Genomic DNA, 18,959 nt, shown 5'->3' on the forward strand with positions numbered 1-18,959 from the left:
GGGTATCGCCTGATTCTTGCACACGCTCCCTGATCAGCGCACCTTGCAGATCTTGAGCATGTTGGTGCCGCCGGGCTCTCCCATAGGCTCGCCGCAGGTGATGGCGTACAGGTCGCCCGAGCGCACGATGTTGCGCTCCTTGAGCTGCACCTCGGCCTGGGCCAGCGCGGTGTCGCGGTCGGCGCTGGTGTCCATCAGCAGCGGGCGCACGTTGCGGTAGATGGCCATGCGCCGCTGCGTGCCTATCTTGGGCGTGAGCGCGTAGATCGGGATGTGCACGCGTTTGCGGCTCATCCATAGCGCGGTGGAGCCGCTGTCGGTCATCGCCACGATGGCCTTGACGCCGAGGTGTTGCGCCGTGAACAGCGCGCCCATGGCGATCGACTGGTCCACGCGGCCCAGCGTGTGGCCGCCAAAGTCGGCGTCGCGCTGCACCTCTTCGGCGGCCTCGGCGGCGGCGCAGATGCGCGCCACTTGCTCGACCGTCTCCAGCGGGTACTTGCCCGCAGCGGTTTCGGCACTGAGCATCACCGCGTCGGTGCCGTCGAGCACCGCGTTGGCCACGTCGCTCACCTCGGCGCGCGTGGGCACCGGGTTGGTGATCATGCTCTCCATCATCTGCGTGGCAGTGATCACCACCTTGTCCATGCTGCGCGCCGCGCGGATCATCTTTTTTTGCAGCGCGGGCACCGCCGCATTGCCCACTTCCACCGCCAGATCGCCGCGCGCCACCATGATGCCGTCGGAAGCCTGCAGTATTTCCTGCAGGCGCGGCACGGCCTCGGCGCGCTCGATCTTGGCGATCATGCCGGGCTTGTGGCGCCACTGGGCGCCGGCCACGTTGCACAACTGGCGCGCCATCTCCATGTCGGTAGCGTTCTTCGGAAAACTTACCGCCACGTAGTCCGCCTGGAAGGACATCGCCGTGCGGATGTCTTCCATGTCCTTGGCGGTCAGGGCCGGCGCGCTCAGGCCGCCGCCCTGGCGGTTGATGCCCTTGTGGTCCGAAAGCTCGCCGCCTATGACCACGCTGGTGTGCACCGCATCGCCCTCGATGCCTTCGACCCGCAGCACGATCAGCCCGTCGTTGAGCAGCAACACGTCACCGCGGCGCACGTCGTGCGGCAATTCCTTGTAGTCCAGCCCCACGGCTGCGGCGTCGCCCGGCGCCTGGCGCGCCGCGTCGAGCGTGAAATCCTGTCCCTCGCGCAGCAGCACCTTGCCTTGCTCGAAGGTGCCGACGCGGATCTTCGGGCCTTGCAGGTCGGCCATGATGGCCACCTCGCGCCCGGCACGGGTCGAGGCTTCACGCACCATGGCCGCGCGCTCCTGGTGCTCGCTCGCCTGGCCGTGGCTGAAGTTCAGGCGCACCACGTTGACGCCGGTTGCTATCATTTTTTCCAGCAAGGCGAGGGTTCCCGAGGCGGGACCGAGGGTGGCCACGATCTTGGTGGCGCGGCGAATGTGCGTGGACATGGCGGGTGTTTTCGGGCGTGAATCCGTGGTGCGATCCATTGTGCCCATGTTTGTCGGTGCCCCCTACGCAGGCCAAGCGGGGAGCGCGAGCGTTGTGCCTGCGCCACGCGAGAGTCCACTCGGCAAAACATCAAATGACAATGATTATCGTTTGCGTTCAAATACCCATGCCGTGATTGACGTGATCATGGTGACGCGCGGGGTTGGGGGCTGCAAGCGCCGACCGGGTTGGCGGATCGCGCGCGTCTGGTGCAGGCCCTCGAACAGAACCATGGTGCGTGCGGATTTGATTCGTTTTCGTGCGGGTGTGCTGGCGGTTTCGCTGCTCGCCGCGTCGCTCGCTGCCCAGGCGGCACATCCCTTGCTCACCGACGATACCGGGACGCAGGGGGCGGGGCGCTGGCAGCTTGAACTCAATACCGATCACACGCGCGCCCGGGCCGATGGCCAGAGCGCGTGGCAGAAAGCGGTGGGGACCACGCTGACCCATGGCGTGTCCGATGCCCTGGACGTCGCCGTGAGCGCGCCGTGGTTGCAGGTCAGCGAGCCGGGAGAAGCGCGCGTGCGCGGGCTGGGGGACACCACCGTGCAGGCCAAGTGGCGATTTTTCGAAAATGACGAAGGCTGGAGCCTGGGCCTGCGGCCGGCGCTCGTCCTGCCCTCGGGCAGTGCGTCCAAGGGTCTGGGCAATGGCCGCGCGTCGGCGAGTGTCGCGCTGATATCGACCCTGGAGCGCGGGGACTGGACCTGGCTGGCGAATGCGGGCTACACATGGAACAACAACCGCGTGGGCGACCGGCGCCATCTGTGGGCGCTGTCTTCGGCCGTGCTCTACGCGGCTTCAGCGCAGTGGTCGCTGGCGCTGGACGTGGGCATCTCGCGCAGTGCGGATCAGGGTGTCGGCCATGACAAATACGGCTTGATCGGCGCCATCTTCCACGCCGGCAAGGACGTCGATCTGGATTTGGGCTGGCGCCGCAGCCTGGGCGGTGGCCCCGTGGTGCATACCCTGGGCGCCGGGGTGACGGTACGCTGGTAGCCGACGTGGGCGGCAGGGCCGCGCGGCGGCGGCCTACCACCACCAGAACAGCCAGCCCCAGGCGCTGTCCACCCACAGGCAGGCCAGCAGCACGAGGGAGCAGCCGGACAGCGCACGCAGGCGGCCCAAGCCCCATTGGCGCAGAATGCGCCAGGCAAGCCACAGCGACCAGACATTGGCGGCACACAGCAGCGCCAGGCGTGCGTGGTTTGCCCAGGGCAGGAAGATGCCTTCGCCCTTGAGCAGCGTCACGGTGATCGTGCTCAGGCCGAGAAAAACGCCTATGCCCGCCAGCGGAATCATGGCCTGCGCCAGATGGTGCAGGCGCTGTGTGCGCCACTTGCCCGCCGTGCGCGTGGCGGCAGCCAGCAAGGCGAGCGTGATGCCGCCCCACACCAGCGCCGTTGCGCCGATGTAGGTCAGCAGCAGGGCGCCATCGAGCCAGGTGAGCACGTCGTTACGCTCGGGGTAGTTGGTCAGGAGCCACCACGGCGCGTTGTCCGCCAGCGGCCAGTAGATGTCGTGGTCGATCAGCCAGGTCGCGAGCCATTGCCGGATGGTGACGAACCAAGGGCTGGCGCTCCAGTGAAAGGCGCCGATGGCCACGCCCTGCAGACCGAAGACGATGAGCCAGGTTTGCCAGTGCGTGGCTTCGGAGGCGGCGACCTCGACGATTTCCTGGGCGGGCGAGCGCCATTGCAGCGCCATCGCGTCGTGGTGGCCGCTGCAGCGCCCGCACATGTGGCAGTTGCTGCCGCCTTGCATGTGGCGCAGATCGAGCATGGGCGCGCAATCCACCGCCCGTGGCTTGCGCTTGGTGATGCTGATGGGCTGGCCCGCGTGCGCCATCGAGTGCCGCCAGGCTTCCTCGCTCACCTTGTAGTGCATGGGCGCGAGCTTGGACAAGAGCCCGAAGACGCCGTTGACCGGGCACAGATAGCGGCACCAGGCGCGTTTGCCCCGGGTGTAGAAATAACCGACCACCATCGCCGCCGCCGTGCTGCCGCCCAGCACCACCAGCGCCGCGTGCGGGTACTGATAGACGCTGACCATCTGGCCATAGACCGTGGTCAGCACGAAGGCGGTGAAGGGCCAGCCGCCCCAGCGCATCCAGCGTGGCACGCCCAGCCCGCGCCCGTGCTTGGAGGCCCATTCGGTGAGCGTGCCTTCGGGGCAGAGCACGCCGCACCACAGGCGCCCGAAAAGAATCATGCTCAGCAGCACGAAAGGCCACCAGATGCCCCAGAAGGCGAATTCCGCGACGATGGTGAAGTTGTTCCAGACGCGCGAGGCGTTGTCGGGCAGCGGCAGCATCGCCGGCACGATGAGCAGCACGGCGTAGGTCAGCACCACCGCCCATTGCAGGCGGCGCACCAGCGCCCCGTGGGTGCGCAGCCATTCACCGGCTGCGGCCATGCCCTTTTGCCAGCGCCCCTGAATCCAGGAGGCCTGGGCCAGGGAGGTCATGCCGCGCGCCTCATGCCGGGACGTGCGGCGGTGGTGGTTTTGGCGCGGCTGCGGCGCAGGAGCGTGGCCATGAGCAGCCAGTAGCCCGCGTAGACCAGCACCGTCATCAGAGAGGGCTGGGCGCGGTAACCCGTAATGCCCGCCACGAGGCCGCCCCAGCGGCCCATGTCCGGCAGCAGCCAGGAGGTGTTCCAGACGCCATCGGCCAAGGGGGGCAGCCATTCCAGCGCCTGCATCTTCTCGGCGCCGGTGACCACCAGCGAGGCCGCCAGCAGCAGCAGCAGGATCTCGGTGATGCGGAAAAAGCGCGGCCAGGTCAGCACCTTGCCGCCCAGTTGCAGCAGCCAGAACGTTGCCAGCGCCGCCGCGAGCCCGCCGATGGCGGCGAAGGCCATCCAGGGCAGGTCGCTGGCGGGGGCGGCGGCCAGCGTGCCATACAAGAAGACCACCGCCTCGCTGCCCTCGCGCGCGATGGCCAGTGCCGCCAGCACCGCCACGCCCCACCAGTTGCGCTGCTCCAGCTTGCTGGAGAGGCCTTGCTCCAGCTCGCGCTTGAGCGTGCGCCCGTGCACGCGCATCCACAACACCATCTGCACGATCAGCGCTGCCGCCACCAGCACCATCACGGTCTGGAACTGGTCTTGCCAGTTGATCAGAAGCTCTTGCGCGCTGTAGATGCCCAGCCCCAGCAGCGCCGCCAGCAGCAGACCGGCCGCAACGCCGAACCACAGCCAGCGCCGCCCCGATTCGGCCCCCGGCGTGCGCGACAGCCAGTTGTGCAGGATGCCGACGACGAGCAGCGCCTCGACGCTCTCGCGCCACATCACGAAGATGACCTGTTCCATGTCCAGCCTGCTTACTTGATGACGAACTCGCCGCGTGTCGTTTCCATGTGGAATTCGTCGTAGAAGGGATAGGTGCCGGGCGATTTGCCGGGTAGCGCTCGCGTGCGCGTGCCGCCGGGTGCCACCACCAGCTCCAGCCCCAGCGGCAGGCTTTCAAATTCCGCCGGTGTCTTGCCCTGGTTCACGACCTCCACGCGAAAGCGCTGGCGCGCGGGCAGTTCGACGCGGCGCACGTTGATTTGTCCGTCGTTGAGTTCGATGCGCACGGTGGGCATTTCATCGGCTTGCGCCGGTGCGATGCCCGCAAGCTGCAACGCCAGCAGCGCGGCGCCGAAGAAGGCGGCAGCGCCTGTGTGGCGCGGATACGGGCAGGGATGCGTGGTCATGAGGGTTTGGGGTGTGCGGGCGGCGTACCGGTGGATCAGTACCCGCCCTTTTTGCCGGTGCCGGCGTAGGTGAATTCGTAGCGCGCCTCAAACGGCTTGAACCAGGGCGCGACGCCGGTTTCCTTGTCCACGTGGCGACCGAAATGGCTGCCCTTGGCTGCGCTGGGCGGCTCGATGCGCAGCACCAGCGTGTATTTGCCCGGCCCCATCAGCTTGATGTTGTCGCCGTAGTGCGGGCCGTCGCTGGCGACCATGGGCATCAGTTCGCCCTGCAGCGTTTTGGCGTCGCCTTTTTTGGCGATCTGGTAGTGCACCACCAGGTTGGGCATCCAGACCCCCTCGCCGAAGCCGTTGGGGTTGTCCTTGACGGCGTGGATGTCGGCCTCCAGGTGAATGTCCGAGGACTTGGCCTCGCGCATCATGCCTGCGGGCTCCATCTCGATGGGTTGCAGATAGACCGCCGCCACCTCCATGCCGCCTTCCACGTGGGGCGAGCCGATCGGGACTTCCGCCGCCAGGGCCGGGGCGCCCGCCAACAAGGCCATCGTGCCTATCCAGGACCAGATCCGTTTCATCATCCGCCTTTCGGTGTGTGTAAATGAGAATGAGTCGCACTCGATATTGTAAAACCCGGCGGTGATCTCGGAGAAAACCGGTGCTCGGTGCATTGCCGCGCACCGGGCGACGCGCGTGAGCGCCTCGGCGATCGAGGCGGCTTACTTGACAAGGATGTGGCCCTGCGTCGTCTCCATGTGGAAATCGTCGAAGAAGGGGTATTTGCCCGCGAGCTTGGGCGGCATCTTGCGCGTGCGCGTGGCGCCCGGCGGAAGGACGATCTCCACGCCGAGCGAGCGCGCCTCGAACTCGGCCGGGGTCTTGCCGTTGTTCACCATCTCCAGCATGAAGCGCTTGCCGGCGGGCAGCTCGATGAGGCGGGTGTTCACCTCGCCGTCATTGAACTCGACGCGCGCCACGGGCAGATCCTCGGCCGCCGCGGCTCGGGCGACCAGCGCCGCGGCCAGGCCTTGCAGCAGTCTGGTATTGAAAGAGCGTCGATGCAGCATGAAAAAGGCCTTCTGCGTTCCTGGTAATGTCTGGAACGCCGATTGTGAATCAAAAATGACAATGCCATCGATTCGCATTACGGCGAAAAAATTCCCGTGGACTTCGTCTGCGGCGCTGTGCGGCGGCGCAGACACCGCCCGCTGCGGGCGATGGTCAGGGGCTTCGGGCGTCGCCTTAGTCTTTCATCAGCGCTTCGATGGCGTCGGGCTCGACCGGCACGCTGCGGCTCACCAGCTCGCAGCCCTCGTCGGTCACGATAGCGTCGTCTTCGATGCGTATGCCCATGCCGTGAAAGGCCGCTGGCGCGCCGCTGTCCGGGCGCACATAGATGCCGGGTTCAATCGTCAGCACCATGCCGGGGCGCAGGATGCGGCTGGGCCGGCGCAGCACCGTCTGGCCGCTGAGCGCGTCCGTTTCCTCGTGCACCTGGTCGGCCTCGCCGGGCTCGCTGTAGCTGCCGCAGTCGTGCACGTCCATGCCCATCCAGTGGCTGGTGCGGTGCATGTAGAAGGGGAAATAGGCGCGGCTGGCGATCACGTCCTGCGCGTTGCCCACGCTGTCGGCATCGAGCAGCCGCAGGTCCAGCATGCCTTGCGCCAGCACGGCGAGCGCCGCGTGGTGCGGCTCGTCAAAGCGCGCCCCCGGGCGCGTGGCGGCAACCGCAGCCTGCTGGCTGGCCAGCACCAGGTCGTAGAGCGCGCGCTGCGGCCCGGTGAAGCGCCCGTTGGCCGGGAAGGTGCGGGTGATGTCGCTGGCGTAGCCGTCGAGCTCGCAGGCGGCGTCGATCAGGACCAGCTCGCCGTCGCGCACCGGGGCGTCGCCGGCGCGGTAGTGCAGCACGCAGGCGTTGGCGCCGGCGGCGACGATGGAGTTGTAGGCCGGGGCTTGCGAGCCGCACTCGCGAAAGGCATGCAGCAGCTCGGCTTCGAGGTGGTATTCGCGCACGTCCTCGCCCTGGCGCAGCATGCGTGCACTGCGTCGCATGGCACGGACATGGCCCAGGGCGCTGATCTGCGCGGCGCGGCGAATGGTTTCTTGCTCGCCGCGGTCCTTGATCAGGCGCATTTCATCGAGCAGCGCGCAGACGTCGCTCTGGTGCGCGGGGCAGAGCACGCCGGTGCGCGCACGGGAGCGCACCTGGCCGAGCCAGGCTTCGAGCCGTGCCGCCAGACCGCGGTGCAGTGCAAACGGCCACCATACGGTGCGGCGGTTTTCCAGCAGGGCGGGGATGCGCTGCTCCAGTTCCGTGCTGGAGAAGGCCTCGTCCACGCCCAGGCTTTGCACCGCCGCCTGCGGCCCGAGGCGCAAGCCGTCCCAGATCTCGCGCTCCACGTCCTTGGGCTGGCAAAACAGGCTGCTGTGGCCCTTGCCATCCAGTAGCAGCCAGGCATCGGGCTCGGTGAAGCCGGTCAGGTAGTAGAAGTAGCTGTCGTGCCGGTAGGGATAGTCGCTGTCGCGGTTGCGCAGCGCCGGCGCCGCCGTGGGGATGAGCGCGATCGCGTCTTCGCCGAGTTGGGCAGCCAGGCGGGCCCGGCGCTGTGCGTAGATGGAGGTCATGGGGCCGCATCGTACTGCGCCCACGGGGCCCCGGGCGCGGGCCTTACACTGCCCGCGCCATGAGCGCCGCCCCGCCGTTTCAGGTTCCCGCGATGCTGCTTGCCGCCGGCCGCGGCGAGCGCATGCGGCCCTTGACCGACACCTGCCCCAAGCCCTTGCTGCAGGTGCGTGGCCGCCCGCTGCTGCACTGGCATTTGCAGGCGCTGGCCAGCGCCGGCGTGCGCGAGGCCGTGATCAACACCGCCTGGCAGGGCGATGCGCTTGCCTGGGCGTTTGGTGGTGTTTTTTCAGTTTTGTCCATACTGGACAAGCGCGAGCAGCTATCAATTTCATATTCCGACGAAGGGCGGGACTTTGGCCGCGCGCTGGAGACCGCAGGCGGCATCGCCCGGGCTCTGCCGCGCCTGTCCGAGATCTTCTGGCTGGCTGCGGGCGACGTCTTTGCGCCCGATTTCGACTATCCGGCGCAGGCGCTCGAGCGCTTCATGCGCAGCAGCGCGCTCGCGCACCTGTGGCTGGTGCCCAACCCGGAGCATCACCGAGAGGGTGATTTCGGTCTCTCGGCAGACGGCCTCGCGCTCGACCTGCCGGCGGGACACACCGGCCCGCGCCATACCTACAGCACCATCGCCTTGCTGCGCGCCGAGCTGTTCACGCCGCCCTGGTGCGATCTGCCCGTGGGCAATCCCGAGGGCCTGGCGGCGCCGCTGGCGCCGCTGCTGCGCGCTGCCATGGCGGCGGGGCGGGTCAGCGCGGAGCTCTATCGCGGCCTCTGGGTGGATGTGGGCACGCCGGCGCGCCTGGCGCAGCTCAACGGCCAGCCGCTTGCGCCGCCGCCCTGAATGAGCGTGGCGGGCGGTGCATGCTCCCCGGCTTGCACCAGCGCCCCGGGGCCGGCATGCGCGGGGCGCGCCGGGCGCGCGGGCGGGCGACGAATACAATTGCCGGTTCGCCGCCGCCCGCACCCTCTGCCACGGGCCTGGCCGGCCCATACGACCCCCTCCTGGAGTAAACCGTGTTGATTTCTTCCGCATATGCCCAGACCGCGCCGGCCGCTGCCGCTGGCGGCGGTGACCTGATGAGCTCGCTCGGAGGCATGCTGCCTCTGGTGCTGATGTTCGTCGTGCTCTACTTCATCATGATCCGCCCGCAGATGAAGCGCCAGAAAGAGCATCGCGCCATGATCGAAGCGCTGGCCAAGGGCGACGAAGTGGCCACGGCGGGCGGCGTGCTGGGCAAGGTCACGCGCCTGAACGAGTCGACGCTGCATGTCGAGATAGCACCGGGCGTGGAAGTGCAGGTGCAGCGCAGCGCCGTGTCGCAAGTCCTGCCCAAGGGCACGATCAAGTAAACCGCGCCCCGCGCGGCCACGGCGTGGCCCGGCCACGTCCAGAGAGCATGAAATGAACCGATACCCGGCCTGGAAGTACGTGATCATCGCGGTCGCGCTGCTCGTCGCGGCGTTGTACACGCTGCCCAATTTCTACGGCGAGGCCCCGGCCGTGCAGGTCTCTTCGGCCAAGGCGACGATCAAGATCGACGCCGCCGTGCTCGAGCGCGTGCAGCGGACCATCGAGGCGGCAGGCCTGAAGTCCGACTCGGTGGTGCTCGAGGGCAGCTCGGTGCGCGCGCGCTTTGACACGCCCGACGACCAGCTCAAGGCCAAGGACGCGATCGAGAAGGCGCTGATTCCCGACGCCTCCGACCCGCCCTACATCGTGGCGCTGAACCTGGTGTCGCGCTCGCCCGACTGGCTCACCGCCATCAACGCCCGGCCGATGTACCTGGGCCTGGACCTGCGCGGCGGCGTGCACTTCATGCTGCAGGTGGACATGCAGGCGGCGCTGACCAAGAAGGCCGAGTCCTATGCGGGCGACCTGCGCACTGCGCTGCGCGAGAAGGGCATTCGCCATGGCGGCATCTCGCGCGAAGGCCAGAGCATTCGCCTGCGCCTGCGCGACGACGCGGCGGTGGCTGCGGCGCGCAATCTGATCAGCGACCAGTTCCCCGATCTGCAGGTGGCGGTCGCGCCCGACGCCGAGGCGCAGCTGCTCACGGCCACGATCAAGCCCGAGTCGCTGCGCAAGGTGCAGGAGCAGGCGCTCAAGCAGAACATCGTCACGCTGCACAACCGCATCAACGAGCTCGGCGTGGCCGAGCCCGTGATCCAGCAGCAGGGGCTCGATCGCATCGTGGTGCAGCTGCCCGGCGTGCAGGACACCGCCAAGGCCAAGGACATCCTCGGGCGCACCGCCACGCTGGAAGTGCGCATGGTGGACGAATCCACAGAAGGCCGGGCCGCGGAAATGGGCACTGGCCCCGTGCCCTTTGGCGACGAGAAATACCTGGACCGCAACCAGCAGGCCGTCATCGTCAAGAAGCAGGTGATTCTGACGGGCGAGAACCTCACCGACGCCCAGCCCGGTTTTGACGGTCAGACGCAGGAACCCACGGTGAACCTGACGCTGGACGCCAAGGGCTCGCGCATCTTCAAGGACGTGACGCGCGAGAACGTCGGCAAGCGCATGGCCATCGTCTTGTTCGAAAAGGGCAAGGGCGAGGTCGTCACCGCGCCGGTGATACGCACCGAGATCGGCGGCGGCCGGGTGCAGATTTCCGGGCGCATGACGACGGTGGAGGCCAACGACACGGCGCTGCTGCTGCGCGCGGGCTCGCTCGCCGCGCCGATGGAAATCATCGAGGAATACACCATAGGCCCGAGCCTGGGGGCGGACAACATCCAGCGCGGCATTCACTCCGTGGTCTGGGGCATGGCGGTGATTGCCGCCTTCATGTGCATCTACTACCTGCTGTTCGGCGTGTTCTCCACGATTGCGCTGTCGGTCAACGTGCTGCTGCTGATCGCGGTGCTGTCCATGCTGCAGGCCACGCTGACGCTGCCGGGCATCGCGGCCATGGCGCTGGCGTTGGGCGTGGCGATCGACTCCAACGTGCTGATCAACGAGCGCATCCGCGAAGAGCTGCGCGCGGGCGTTGCGCCCCAGTCGGCCATCCATGCGGGCTACGAGAACGCCTGGGCGACGATTCTGGACTCCAACGTGACCACGCTGATCGCGGGCCTGGCGCTGCTGGCCTTTGGTTCGGGCCCGGTGCGCGGTTTTGCCGTGGTGCACTGCATCGGCATCCTGACGTCCATGTTCTCGGCGGTGTTCTTCTCGCGCGGCGTGGTCAATCTCTGGTATGGCAAGAAGAAGAAGCTCAAGAGCATCTCCATCGGCCAGATCTGGAAGCCCGAAGACGGCAGCGAACTGCGCTCCGTGGCCGGTCGCGGCTACAACAACTGAACTGACGGGAGCCAGAAACCATGGAGTTTTTCCGCATCCGCAAGGACATCCCGTTCATGAAGTACGCGTTGGTCTTCAACGTGATTTCCTTCGTGACCTTTGCTCTTGCCGTGTTCTTCCTGCTCACCCGCGGGCTGCACCTGTCGGTGGAGTTCACCGGCGGCACCGTGATGGAGGTGGCCTACGAGCAGACCGCCGACATCGGCAAGGTGCGCGAAGCGATCTCCGGCCTTGGCTACCAGGACGTGATCGTGCAGAACTTCGGCACCTCGCGCGACGTGATGATCCGCCTGCCCGTGCAAAAGGGCGTGACCTCGGCGCAGCAGAGCGAGGACGTGATGGCGGCGCTCAAGGCGCAGGACGCCGGCGTCACGCTGCGGCGCACCGAATTCGTCGGGCCGCAGGTGGGCGACGAGCTGGTGCACGGCGGCCTGATGGCGCTGGGCATGGTGGTGCTGGGCATCGTCATCTACCTGTCCATCCGCTTCGAATGGAAGTTCGGTGTGGCCGGCATCATCGCCAACCTGCACGACGTGGTGATCATCCTGGGCTTCTTTGCCTTCTTCCAGTGGGAGTTTTCGCTCTCGGTGCTGGCGGGTGTGCTGGCGGTGCTCGGCTACTCGGTCAACGAGTCGGTGGTGATCTTCGACCGTATCCGCGAGGCCTTCCGCAAGTTCCGCAAGCTCACGCCGCACGAGGTGATAGACCACGGCATCACCAGCACCATGAGCCGCACCGTGATCACCCACGCATCGACCGAAGCCATGGTGCTCTCGATGTTCTTCTTCGGCGGACCCAGCCTGCACTACTTCGCGCTGGCGTTGACCATAGGCATTCTGTTCGGCATCTATTCTTCGGTGTTCGTCGCCGCCGCGATCGCGATGTGGCTCGGCGTCAAGCGCGAAGACCTGGCCAAGGTGCACACGCACAAAGGCAACGACCCGAACGATCCGAACGCCGGCGCAGTGGTCTGAGAGCCGGGCGGCAGGTGTCGCGCTGGTGACCATCGGCAGCGGGTAATATGCGGCATCCATGGCCCCGACACCTATGCACCGCCCATCCAGTGATCTTGCAGGCGCAGCGCGCCGGCGCTTCGTGCAGAGCCTGTGCGACAGTCTGCCGGGCGTGGACAAGGCGTTGTTTGATGCCTTGAACGAACTGGTCGGCGAGGTCGCCACGCACCAGGTGATGCAGCGCCGGCGCGACACCTGGCTGCACTACCGCAGCCACCACCAGAAGTGGGCCGACGGTGTCGCCAAGGCATGGCGCGAGGCCGAGGGCGGTGCCCCGCGCAAAGCCGCCGCGCCGCGCGAGCTCGGCGGCGGCGCGCTCGACGGGTTGCAGCTCGTGAGTGAAGACGCGGTGGAAAACCGCTTGCTCGGTGCGCGGCTTGCGCGGGCGATTGCCGCCAAGGCGGACAGCACGCTGGAGGCGGTGCGCCAGCGCACCAAGTACCTCGAGGGCCGAGAGCTTGAGGCGGGCGACGTGCTGCGCCCCGAGGTCGCCTGCCTGGCGCTGGTGGACCAGTGGTTTGATGCCGGTCTTTCGCGCGACGAGCTGGACCTCGTGTTCGATTCGCTTGAAACCGCTCTGACCAAGGCGGCGGTGCCGGCCTACGAGGCGGTGACCGAGTTCTACGACACGCAAGGCGTGCCCGACCTGGCGGCGCTGCGCAGCCGCGTGGTTCGGCCTGCGTCCGCCGGCACGCGCGCGTATGCCGGCGCGGGCTCGGCTTTTGCGCCAGGCCATCCCGCGACTTCGGGCTATGGGGCGCTCGCCAGCGGCTCCCAGCTCGGTTCGGCGGGCGCGCACCTGGCGCCGCAGGCGGGCATGGTGGCGCCCTCGGCCTATGCCGGCTACCCTGGCGGCGCCCAGGCGGTGGATGCGGCGCAAGCCTACGGCTGGTCGCAACTGGACATGACGCGCCAGCGTGCCGAGGAGGTCATGGTGCAGTTGCAGCACCTGCTGGTCCAGTCGTCCACGGGCTTCAGCCCGGTGCATGCGCCCCCTGCAACCGTGGCCTTGTCGCAGGCGCTCGGCTCCATGCAGGTGCAGGCCAATGCCTTCTACGGCAGCGCCGGGCCGCACATGCTGGTTTCTGCCTACGCGCCGGTCGCCGTGGCCCAGGCGGTGACTGAAGTGCGCCAGCGCGCGGTCGAACTCAAGGAAAAGGCCGAGACGGCCAGCGAGAAGGCGATCATCGAAATCGTCGCGCTGATGTTCCAGAGCATTCTGGACGAGGACCGCATTCCGCCTTCGGTGCGCGTGTGGTTTGCGCGCCTGCAGGTGCCGGTGCTCAGGGTCGCGCTGGCCGAGCCGCAATTCTTCAACCAGGTGGACCATCCGGCGCGCAAGCTGATCGACCGCATGGGCTCGTGCGTGCTGGGTTTTGACGCCAATGCCATCAACGGCAGCGCGCTGGAGAAGGAAATCCGCCGCGTGGTGCAGGTCGTGGAGCAATATCCCGAGACCGGCAGCAAGGTGTTTCAGATCGTCCACGACGAATTCGAGAAATTCCTTGCCGACTCGCTCGTGAAGGCGCAGAAAACGAGCTCCGAGATCGTGGGCGTGGCCCAGCAGATGGAGCAAAAGGAGACGCTCACCGTCCAGTTCACGATAGAGCTGCGCACCATGCTGCGCGACATGCCGGTGCGCGACGAAATACGCGACTTCCTGTTTCGCACCTGGGCCGAGGTATTGGCCATGGCGGCGGTGAAGTACGGCGTGCAGGACAAGGAGACCATGCAGTACAAGCGCGTGGCGGCCGACCTGGTCTGGGCCTCAGGCGCCAAGCCCAATCGCAGCGAGCGCAACCAGGTGATACAGATGCTGCCCGGCATACTCGAGCGCCTGCGCCGGGGGCTGGCCCTGGTTGGCATGGAAGGTGAAGCGCAGGACGCGCAGATCAAGGAATTGACGGACACCCTGGCCGAAGCCTTCGTCGCCAAGACCGCGGTGATCCCCCAGGAGCGCATCGACGAGATGGCCCAACGCCTGGTGGACCTGGAAGACTTCATCAGCGACGAGAGCCTGGGCGACATTCCGCTGAACGCCGAGAACATCGAACTGCTGCTTGGCATCGATGCCTCGGCCATCGACGTGATTCCCGACACCGATGCGCCGGTTCAGAGCGAAGCGCTCAAGCGCGCCAACGAACTGTCCCTGGGTACCTGGTACACGCTGGACCACAACGGCGGCACCACGCGGGTGCAGTACGTCTGGCACAGCCAGCGCAAGCAGTTGCATTTGTTCATTGCGCCCAGCGGGCAGAATTACCTGTTTCAGGCGCGGCGGCTGGCGGCCTATCTCCAGGCGCGACTGCTCACGCCGCAGGATGTCGAAGGCATCACGGTGCGCGCGACGCGCAACGTGGTGGCCAAACTCAATGCCAATCCGGAACGCCTGTTGAGCTGAGAGCCCGAGACAGCGAGCGTATTCCGGCGGCGCGCCCTTCCTGCCCGTAGCTCAACTGGACAGAGCAATTGCCTTCTAAGCAATAGGTCGGGGGTTCGAGTCCCTCCGGGCAGGCCATCAGGAGACGTGTCGTCTTGACATGGCGGTGCCGCTTGCGGCGCCGGATGTGCGGTGCTAGATTGTCTGCGGGTGGGCCACCACCCCCCGCTTTCCTCCCTGAGCGGGGCCTCGGGCCGCGTGCGGCCGCAGAGGCTTGTCTGCCCGGCCGAGCGCCGGGCTCCTTTTTATGGACGATGCCGCCGCATGCTGTGGGTCAAGTCTTTGCATATCGTTTTCGTGGTCAGCTGGTTCGCCGGGCTCTTCTATCTGCCGCGCATCTTCGTCAATCTGGCCATGGTGGCACCGGGATCCGTGGCCGAGCGCCAGCGTCTGCTCCTGATGGCGCGCAAGCTCATGCGCTTCATGAGCCTGCTGGCGGTGCCGGCGCTCGCGCTCGGCCTGTGGCTGTGGCTGGGCTACGGCATAGGCCGGGGGCCGGGCAATGGCTGGCTGCACGCCAAGCTGCTGGTGGTGCTGGCCTTGCTGGTCTATCACGGGCTGTGCATGCTGGAGCTGCACCGCCTGGCGCACGGCACGAGCCGCCATGGCGATCGCTGGTTCCGCTGGTTCAACGAGATCCCCGTGCTGCTGCTGCTCGCTGCGGTGGTGCTGGTCGTGGTCAAGCCTTTCTGAGCTGCTTTCTACAATGGAGTCCATGAACGATTCCCGATCTGTACCCTACTACCAGCGGCATATCTTCTTTTGCCTCAACCAGCGCGACAACGGCGACTACTGCTGCGCCCAGCATGGAGCGAAGGAGGCGTTTGAGCACTGCAAACGCCGCGTCAAGGACGAAGGGCTTGCCGGCAAGGGCAAGGTCAGGGTCAACAAGGCGGGGTGTTTGAACCGCTGCGCGGGCGCCCCCGTCGCCGTCGTCTATCCCGAGGGCATCTGGTACACCTATGTGGACCTGGCGGATATCGACGAGATCGTCGAAGCGCATCTCAAGCATGGCCAGATCGTCGAGCGTCTGGTACTGCCCGATGAGGTAGGCCGATGAGCGCCATCGCCACGCACACCAGGGGTTGATGCGCGATGCAGTCCCAGCGTCTTGAATTGGCAGGCCCGGCCGGAGCGATCGAAGCGGTGCGCAGTGCGCCCGATGATGAAGCGTCGCTGCGGGGCACGGCGGTCGTCGCCCATCCCCATCCGCAGTTTGGCGGCACCATGAACAACAAGGTCGTCCAGACGCTGGCGCGTGCCTTCGTCATGGCGGGGTTTGCCGCGGTGCGTTTCAATTTCCGGGGCGTGGGCGAATCGGCCGGTACCTACGACGAAGGCCGTGGTGAGCTGCAGGACATGCTTGCGGTCGTGCAGCAAGCGGCCGCCGAAGGGCCGCTGGCCCTGGCGGGCTTTTCCTTCGGCGCCTTCGTGGCAAGCCAGGCACTGCACACGCTGTGGGAGCAGCGCCCCGCCACGCATGCGGTGCTGGTGGGCGCGGCCGCGAGCAACTTCGACGTCGCCCAGGTTCCCGAGCCGGCGCGCATGCGCACGCTGGTGGTGCATGGGGAACACGACGACGTCGTGCCGCTTGCCGCCGTGCTCGACTGGGCTCGGCCCCAGCTACTGCCTGTCACGGTTGTACCCGGCGGTGCACATTTCTTTCACGGACAATTGCCGCTGCTCAGGGAGCTCGTCGGGCGGCACCTGCAGGCCAGGTTTTGACGCCCGCATCGTGGGTGCGGCCCGTTTTATCTTTCACAGACCCAGGCGCTCGCCGGCTGCGCGAACGCCACGCAACATGAAATTTTCTTTTGCTTTTCTTTCACGCTGGGCGGCGCTGCTTGCGCTCGCGCCGCTGCTGAGTTTCGCGCAACTGCCGCCCGCTCCCGAAGTCGCGGCGCGCAACTACCTGGTGATGGACCTGACTTCGGGTCAGATTCTCGCCTCCAAAGACATCGACGTACCGATCGAGCCCGCTTCCCTGACCAAGCTGATGACGAGCTATGTGGTGTTTGACGCCTTGCGCGCCAAGAAGATCACGCTGGATCAGCGGTTTTCCGTCAGCGAGCTCGCCTGGAAGATGCCGGGTTCGCGCATGTTCATTGATCCCAAGATGCAGGTGCCGGTGGACGATCTGCTCAAGGGCATGATCGTGCAATCGGGCAACGACGCATCCATGGCCCTGGCCGAAGGCGTGGGGGGCAGCGCCGAGAACTTCGTGCGCATGATGAACGACCAGGCCAAGGCGCTCGGGCTCAGCGGCACTTCGTACAAGAACCCTGAGGGCCTGACCGAAGCCGGCCACTACACGACGGCGCGCGATCTGGCGCTGCTGTCCAAGCACTTGGTGCAGGATTTTCCCGAGTACATGCACTACTTCGCGATCAAGCAATATCGCTACGAAGGAACGCCCAAAGCCAATGCCAACAACCGCAACGTGCTATTGTTTCGTGACCCCACGGTGGACGGGCTCAAGACCGGCCATACCGCAGCGGCGGGTTACTGCCTGGTGGCCACGGCCAAGCGGGAGTTTCCGCAGCTCGGCGAGCGCCGGGTCGTGGCGGTCGTCCTCGGGGCCGAGAGCGACAACATCCGCGCCAACGAGACCCAGAAGCTGCTGAACTGGGGTTACAGCGCATTCGACGACGTCAAGCTCTTCGATGCGGGTCAGCCCGTGGCGACGCCCAAGCTCTGGAAGGGGGCGCAGGACACACTCAAGATCGGTCGCTCGCAAGCCATCGTGGTGACGGTGCCGGCGGGCAGCGCCGGGAAAATCACCACGCAGATCGTGCGCCCCGACCCCTTGGTCGCGCCTTACGCCAAAGGCCAGGAGGTGGGCGTGCTGCAGGTGATGCTGGGCGAGCAAAAACTCGCCGAGTTCCCGTTGGTTGCGCTCGAAGCGGTGGAGCAGGCCGGTTTGCTGGGCCGTGCCTGGGACGCGCTGCGCTTGTGGATCAAATAGGCGCGCAGCGCCGCCGCTATTCAGCGGATATGCGCAGCGCCCATCCCGCAGCCCAGGGCCCGAGGAAGGCCGCCAGCGCCAGAATCGCACCCATCAACGAGAGGTGCGCTGAAACCCCCATGCCAGCGGCGCTCGACTGCACGGCAGCGGCGCCGAAGACGAGCACCGGGATGTACAGCGGCAGCACCAGCAGCGCCAGCAGAACGCCGCCGCCGCGCGCGCCGAGGGTGAGCGCAGACATGATGGCGCCGATCAGGCTCAGGGCCGGAGTTCCGAGCAACAGCGACAGCGCGAGCACCGCCACGGCCTCTGCCGGCAGGTCGAACTGCAGCGCCAGCACCGGGGAGAGCAGGGTGAGCAGCAAGCCCGAGCTCAGCCAATGGGCCAGTATCTTGGCCGTCACCAGCATGGGCAGGGGCGTGGCGGCCAGCAGCATCTGCTCCAGGCTGCCGTCCTGATGGTCATCGGCAAACAGCCGGGGCAGCGAAAGCATGGCTGCCAGCAGGGCTGCGACCCAGATCACGCCGGGCGCAATCGCGCGCAGCAGTTCTGTTTCGGCGCCGATACCGAGCGGGAACAGACTGACCACGAGAAAGAAGAAGACGATGGCGGCCGCAGAGTCGGTCTGGCGACGCAGGGCAATGCGCAAGTCGCGCACGAACAGTTGCCAGACGCCGGTCAAAGGCCCGGCAGGCACGCCGGCTGGCGTGGGCAGCGGTGCGCCCGTCATAGCGTCAGCACCTGCTGAGGAACCTCGGCTTCGAGGGCCACGCTTTGATGGCTCGTGAGCACCACCAGGCCGCCACCCGCGACATGCCGCGCGATCAGCCCGAGCAGCCACTGCGTCGCCAGCTGATCGAGCGCGTTGAAGGGCTCGTCGAGCACCCACAGTGGCGCGTGACTCAGCACCAGCCGCGCCAGCGCCGCACGGCGACGCTGACCTTGCGACAGCGTGCGCACCGGTGCGTGTTCGTGCCCGGCCAGGCCAGCCGCCTGCAGAGCGGCCAGAGCCGCAGGCGCTTCGGGTCGTACGCCGCTCAGCGCAAGCAGCAGCTGCAGATTCTCCAGCGCGGAAAGCTCGGGCTTGACGCCCGGCAGATGCCCGAAGAACACCAGTTGGCGCCCATATTCCTCACGCAGACGAGCAATCGGCTGGCCCTGCCACAACACTTCCCCGGCGCTGGGCGACAGCAGGCCGCAGACCATGCGCAGCAGGCTGGTCTTGCCGGCGCCGTTGGCGCCTTGCACGCGCAGCACCTGTCCGGCAGGCAGATCGAGGTGCAGATCGGAAAAGAGAACCCGGCGCGCCCGAATGCAGCCCAGACCCACGAGTTGCAGGGCGGCAGCACCTGTGCGGGCGAGCCGGTCGGGCGGCGCGATTGGGGCGACCTCCACCTTGAG

General features: G+C 66.9%; 19 protein-coding genes and 1 tRNA gene. 11 read left to right on the plus strand and 9 right to left on the minus strand.

Annotated features, from left to right (window positions below):
• Positions 1-33: 33 nt before the first annotated feature.
• Positions 34-1,476 carry a pyruvate kinase gene (gene pyk, locus KUD94_RS13840; protein WP_218237758.1) on the minus strand — a complete coding sequence of 481 codons (1,443 nt, stop codon included), beginning with the start codon at positions 1,474-1,476 and terminating at the stop codon, positions 34-36.
• Positions 1,477-1,648: 172 nt separating this feature from the next.
• Here pyk and KUD94_RS13845 point away from each other — a divergent pair, with 172 nt between their 5' ends.
• Positions 1,649-2,515 carry a transporter gene (locus KUD94_RS13845; RefSeq protein WP_218237759.1) on the plus strand — a complete coding sequence of 289 codons (867 nt, stop codon included), beginning with the start codon at positions 1,649-1,651 and terminating at the stop codon, positions 2,513-2,515.
• Positions 2,516-2,548: 33 nt separating this feature from the next.
• On the opposite strand, the gene KUD94_RS13850 is transcribed toward KUD94_RS13845, so the two are convergent.
• The 6 genes from KUD94_RS13850 to KUD94_RS13875 form a co-directional block, all read right to left on the minus strand.
• Positions 2,549-3,982 carry a 4Fe-4S binding protein gene (locus KUD94_RS13850; RefSeq protein ID WP_218237760.1) on the minus strand — a complete coding sequence of 478 codons (1,434 nt, stop codon included), beginning with the start codon at positions 3,980-3,982 and terminating at the stop codon, positions 2,549-2,551.
• Positions 3,979-4,827, minus strand: coding sequence for an FTR1 family protein (locus KUD94_RS13855; protein ID WP_218237761.1), 849 nt, complete (start codon positions 4,825-4,827; stop codon positions 3,979-3,981). The genes KUD94_RS13850 and KUD94_RS13855 overlap by 4 nt, the downstream gene beginning before the upstream one ends.
• Before the next feature lie 11 nt (positions 4,828-4,838).
• Positions 4,839-5,213, minus strand: coding sequence for a cupredoxin domain-containing protein (locus KUD94_RS13860; RefSeq protein ID WP_218237762.1), 375 nt, complete (start codon positions 5,211-5,213; stop codon positions 4,839-4,841).
• Between the two features lie 35 nt (positions 5,214-5,248).
• Positions 5,249-5,791: an iron transporter gene (locus tag KUD94_RS13865; RefSeq protein ID WP_218237763.1), complete on the minus strand. Its 543-nt coding sequence runs from the start codon at positions 5,789-5,791 to the stop codon at positions 5,249-5,251.
• Positions 5,792-5,929: 138 nt separating this feature from the next.
• Positions 5,930-6,277 carry a cupredoxin domain-containing protein gene (locus tag KUD94_RS13870; protein ID WP_218237764.1) on the minus strand — a complete coding sequence of 116 codons (348 nt, stop codon included), beginning with the start codon at positions 6,275-6,277 and terminating at the stop codon, positions 5,930-5,932.
• Positions 6,278-6,452: 175 nt separating this feature from the next.
• Entirely contained in the window at positions 6,453-7,835 is a 1,383-nt protein-coding gene (locus KUD94_RS13875) for an aminopeptidase P N-terminal domain-containing protein (protein WP_218237765.1), read from the minus strand.
• A gap of 59 nt (positions 7,836-7,894) precedes the next feature.
• On the opposite strand from KUD94_RS13875, the gene KUD94_RS13880 reads away from it, so the two are divergent.
• The 10 genes from KUD94_RS13880 to KUD94_RS13925 all read left to right on the plus strand — a co-directional run bounded on the left by KUD94_RS13880 (position 7,895) and on the right by KUD94_RS13925 (position 17,558).
• Positions 7,895-8,677, plus strand: coding sequence for a nucleotidyltransferase family protein (locus tag KUD94_RS13880; protein ID WP_218237766.1), 783 nt, complete (start codon positions 7,895-7,897; stop codon positions 8,675-8,677).
• A gap of 173 nt (positions 8,678-8,850) precedes the next feature.
• Complete coding sequence (gene yajC / locus KUD94_RS13885) at positions 8,851-9,186, plus strand: preprotein translocase subunit YajC (RefSeq protein WP_218237767.1); 336 nt, start codon at positions 8,851-8,853, stop codon at positions 9,184-9,186.
• 52 nt (positions 9,187-9,238) lie between these two features.
• On the plus strand, positions 9,239-11,140 hold the full coding sequence (gene secD / locus KUD94_RS13890; RefSeq protein ID WP_218237768.1) for a protein translocase subunit SecD: 1,902 nt from the start codon (positions 9,239-9,241) through the stop codon (positions 11,138-11,140).
• A gap of 20 nt (positions 11,141-11,160) precedes the next feature.
• Positions 11,161-12,114 carry a protein translocase subunit SecF gene (gene secF, locus KUD94_RS13895; RefSeq protein WP_218237769.1) on the plus strand — a complete coding sequence of 318 codons (954 nt, stop codon included), beginning with the start codon at positions 11,161-11,163 and terminating at the stop codon, positions 12,112-12,114.
• 58 nt (positions 12,115-12,172) lie between these two features.
• Positions 12,173-14,554: a DUF1631 family protein gene (locus KUD94_RS13900; protein WP_218237770.1), complete on the plus strand. Its 2,382-nt coding sequence runs from the start codon at positions 12,173-12,175 to the stop codon at positions 14,552-14,554.
• A gap of 40 nt (positions 14,555-14,594) precedes the next feature.
• Positions 14,595-14,671 (plus strand) — tRNA-Arg (locus KUD94_RS13905).
• 186 nt (positions 14,672-14,857) lie between these two features.
• Positions 14,858-15,286, plus strand: coding sequence for a CopD family protein (locus tag KUD94_RS13910; protein WP_218237771.1), 429 nt, complete (start codon positions 14,858-14,860; stop codon positions 15,284-15,286).
• A 22-nt stretch (positions 15,287-15,308) separates the two neighbouring features.
• Positions 15,309-15,653 carry a ferredoxin gene (locus KUD94_RS13915; protein WP_218237772.1) on the plus strand — a complete coding sequence of 115 codons (345 nt, stop codon included), beginning with the start codon at positions 15,309-15,311 and terminating at the stop codon, positions 15,651-15,653.
• Between the two features lie 35 nt (positions 15,654-15,688).
• Positions 15,689-16,318, plus strand: a complete 630-nt coding sequence (locus KUD94_RS13920; protein ID WP_218237773.1) for an alpha/beta hydrolase — start codon at positions 15,689-15,691, stop codon at positions 16,316-16,318.
• Positions 16,319-16,394: 76 nt separating this feature from the next.
• Entirely contained in the window at positions 16,395-17,558 is a 1,164-nt protein-coding gene (locus KUD94_RS13925) for a D-alanyl-D-alanine carboxypeptidase family protein (RefSeq protein WP_218237774.1), read from the plus strand.
• Between the two features lie 16 nt (positions 17,559-17,574).
• Here KUD94_RS13925 and ccmB read toward each other — a convergent pair whose 3' ends face one another.
• Both ccmB and ccmA read right to left on the minus strand, forming a co-directional pair.
• A complete protein-coding gene (gene ccmB, locus KUD94_RS13930) occupies positions 17,575-18,288 on the minus strand; it encodes a heme exporter protein CcmB (protein WP_218237775.1) in 714 nt (237 codons plus the stop codon).
• On the minus strand, positions 18,285-18,953 hold the full coding sequence (gene ccmA, locus KUD94_RS13935) for a cytochrome c biogenesis heme-transporting ATPase CcmA (protein ID WP_255568855.1): 669 nt from the start codon (positions 18,951-18,953) through the stop codon (positions 18,285-18,287). The genes ccmB and ccmA overlap by 4 nt, the downstream gene beginning before the upstream one ends.
• Positions 18,954-18,959: the final 6 nt, after the last annotated feature.

Source organism: Comamonas sp. NLF-1-9, assembly GCF_019195435.1.
In the GTDB taxonomy this organism is placed as follows: Bacteria; Pseudomonadota; Gammaproteobacteria; order Burkholderiales; family Burkholderiaceae_C; genus Comamonas_C.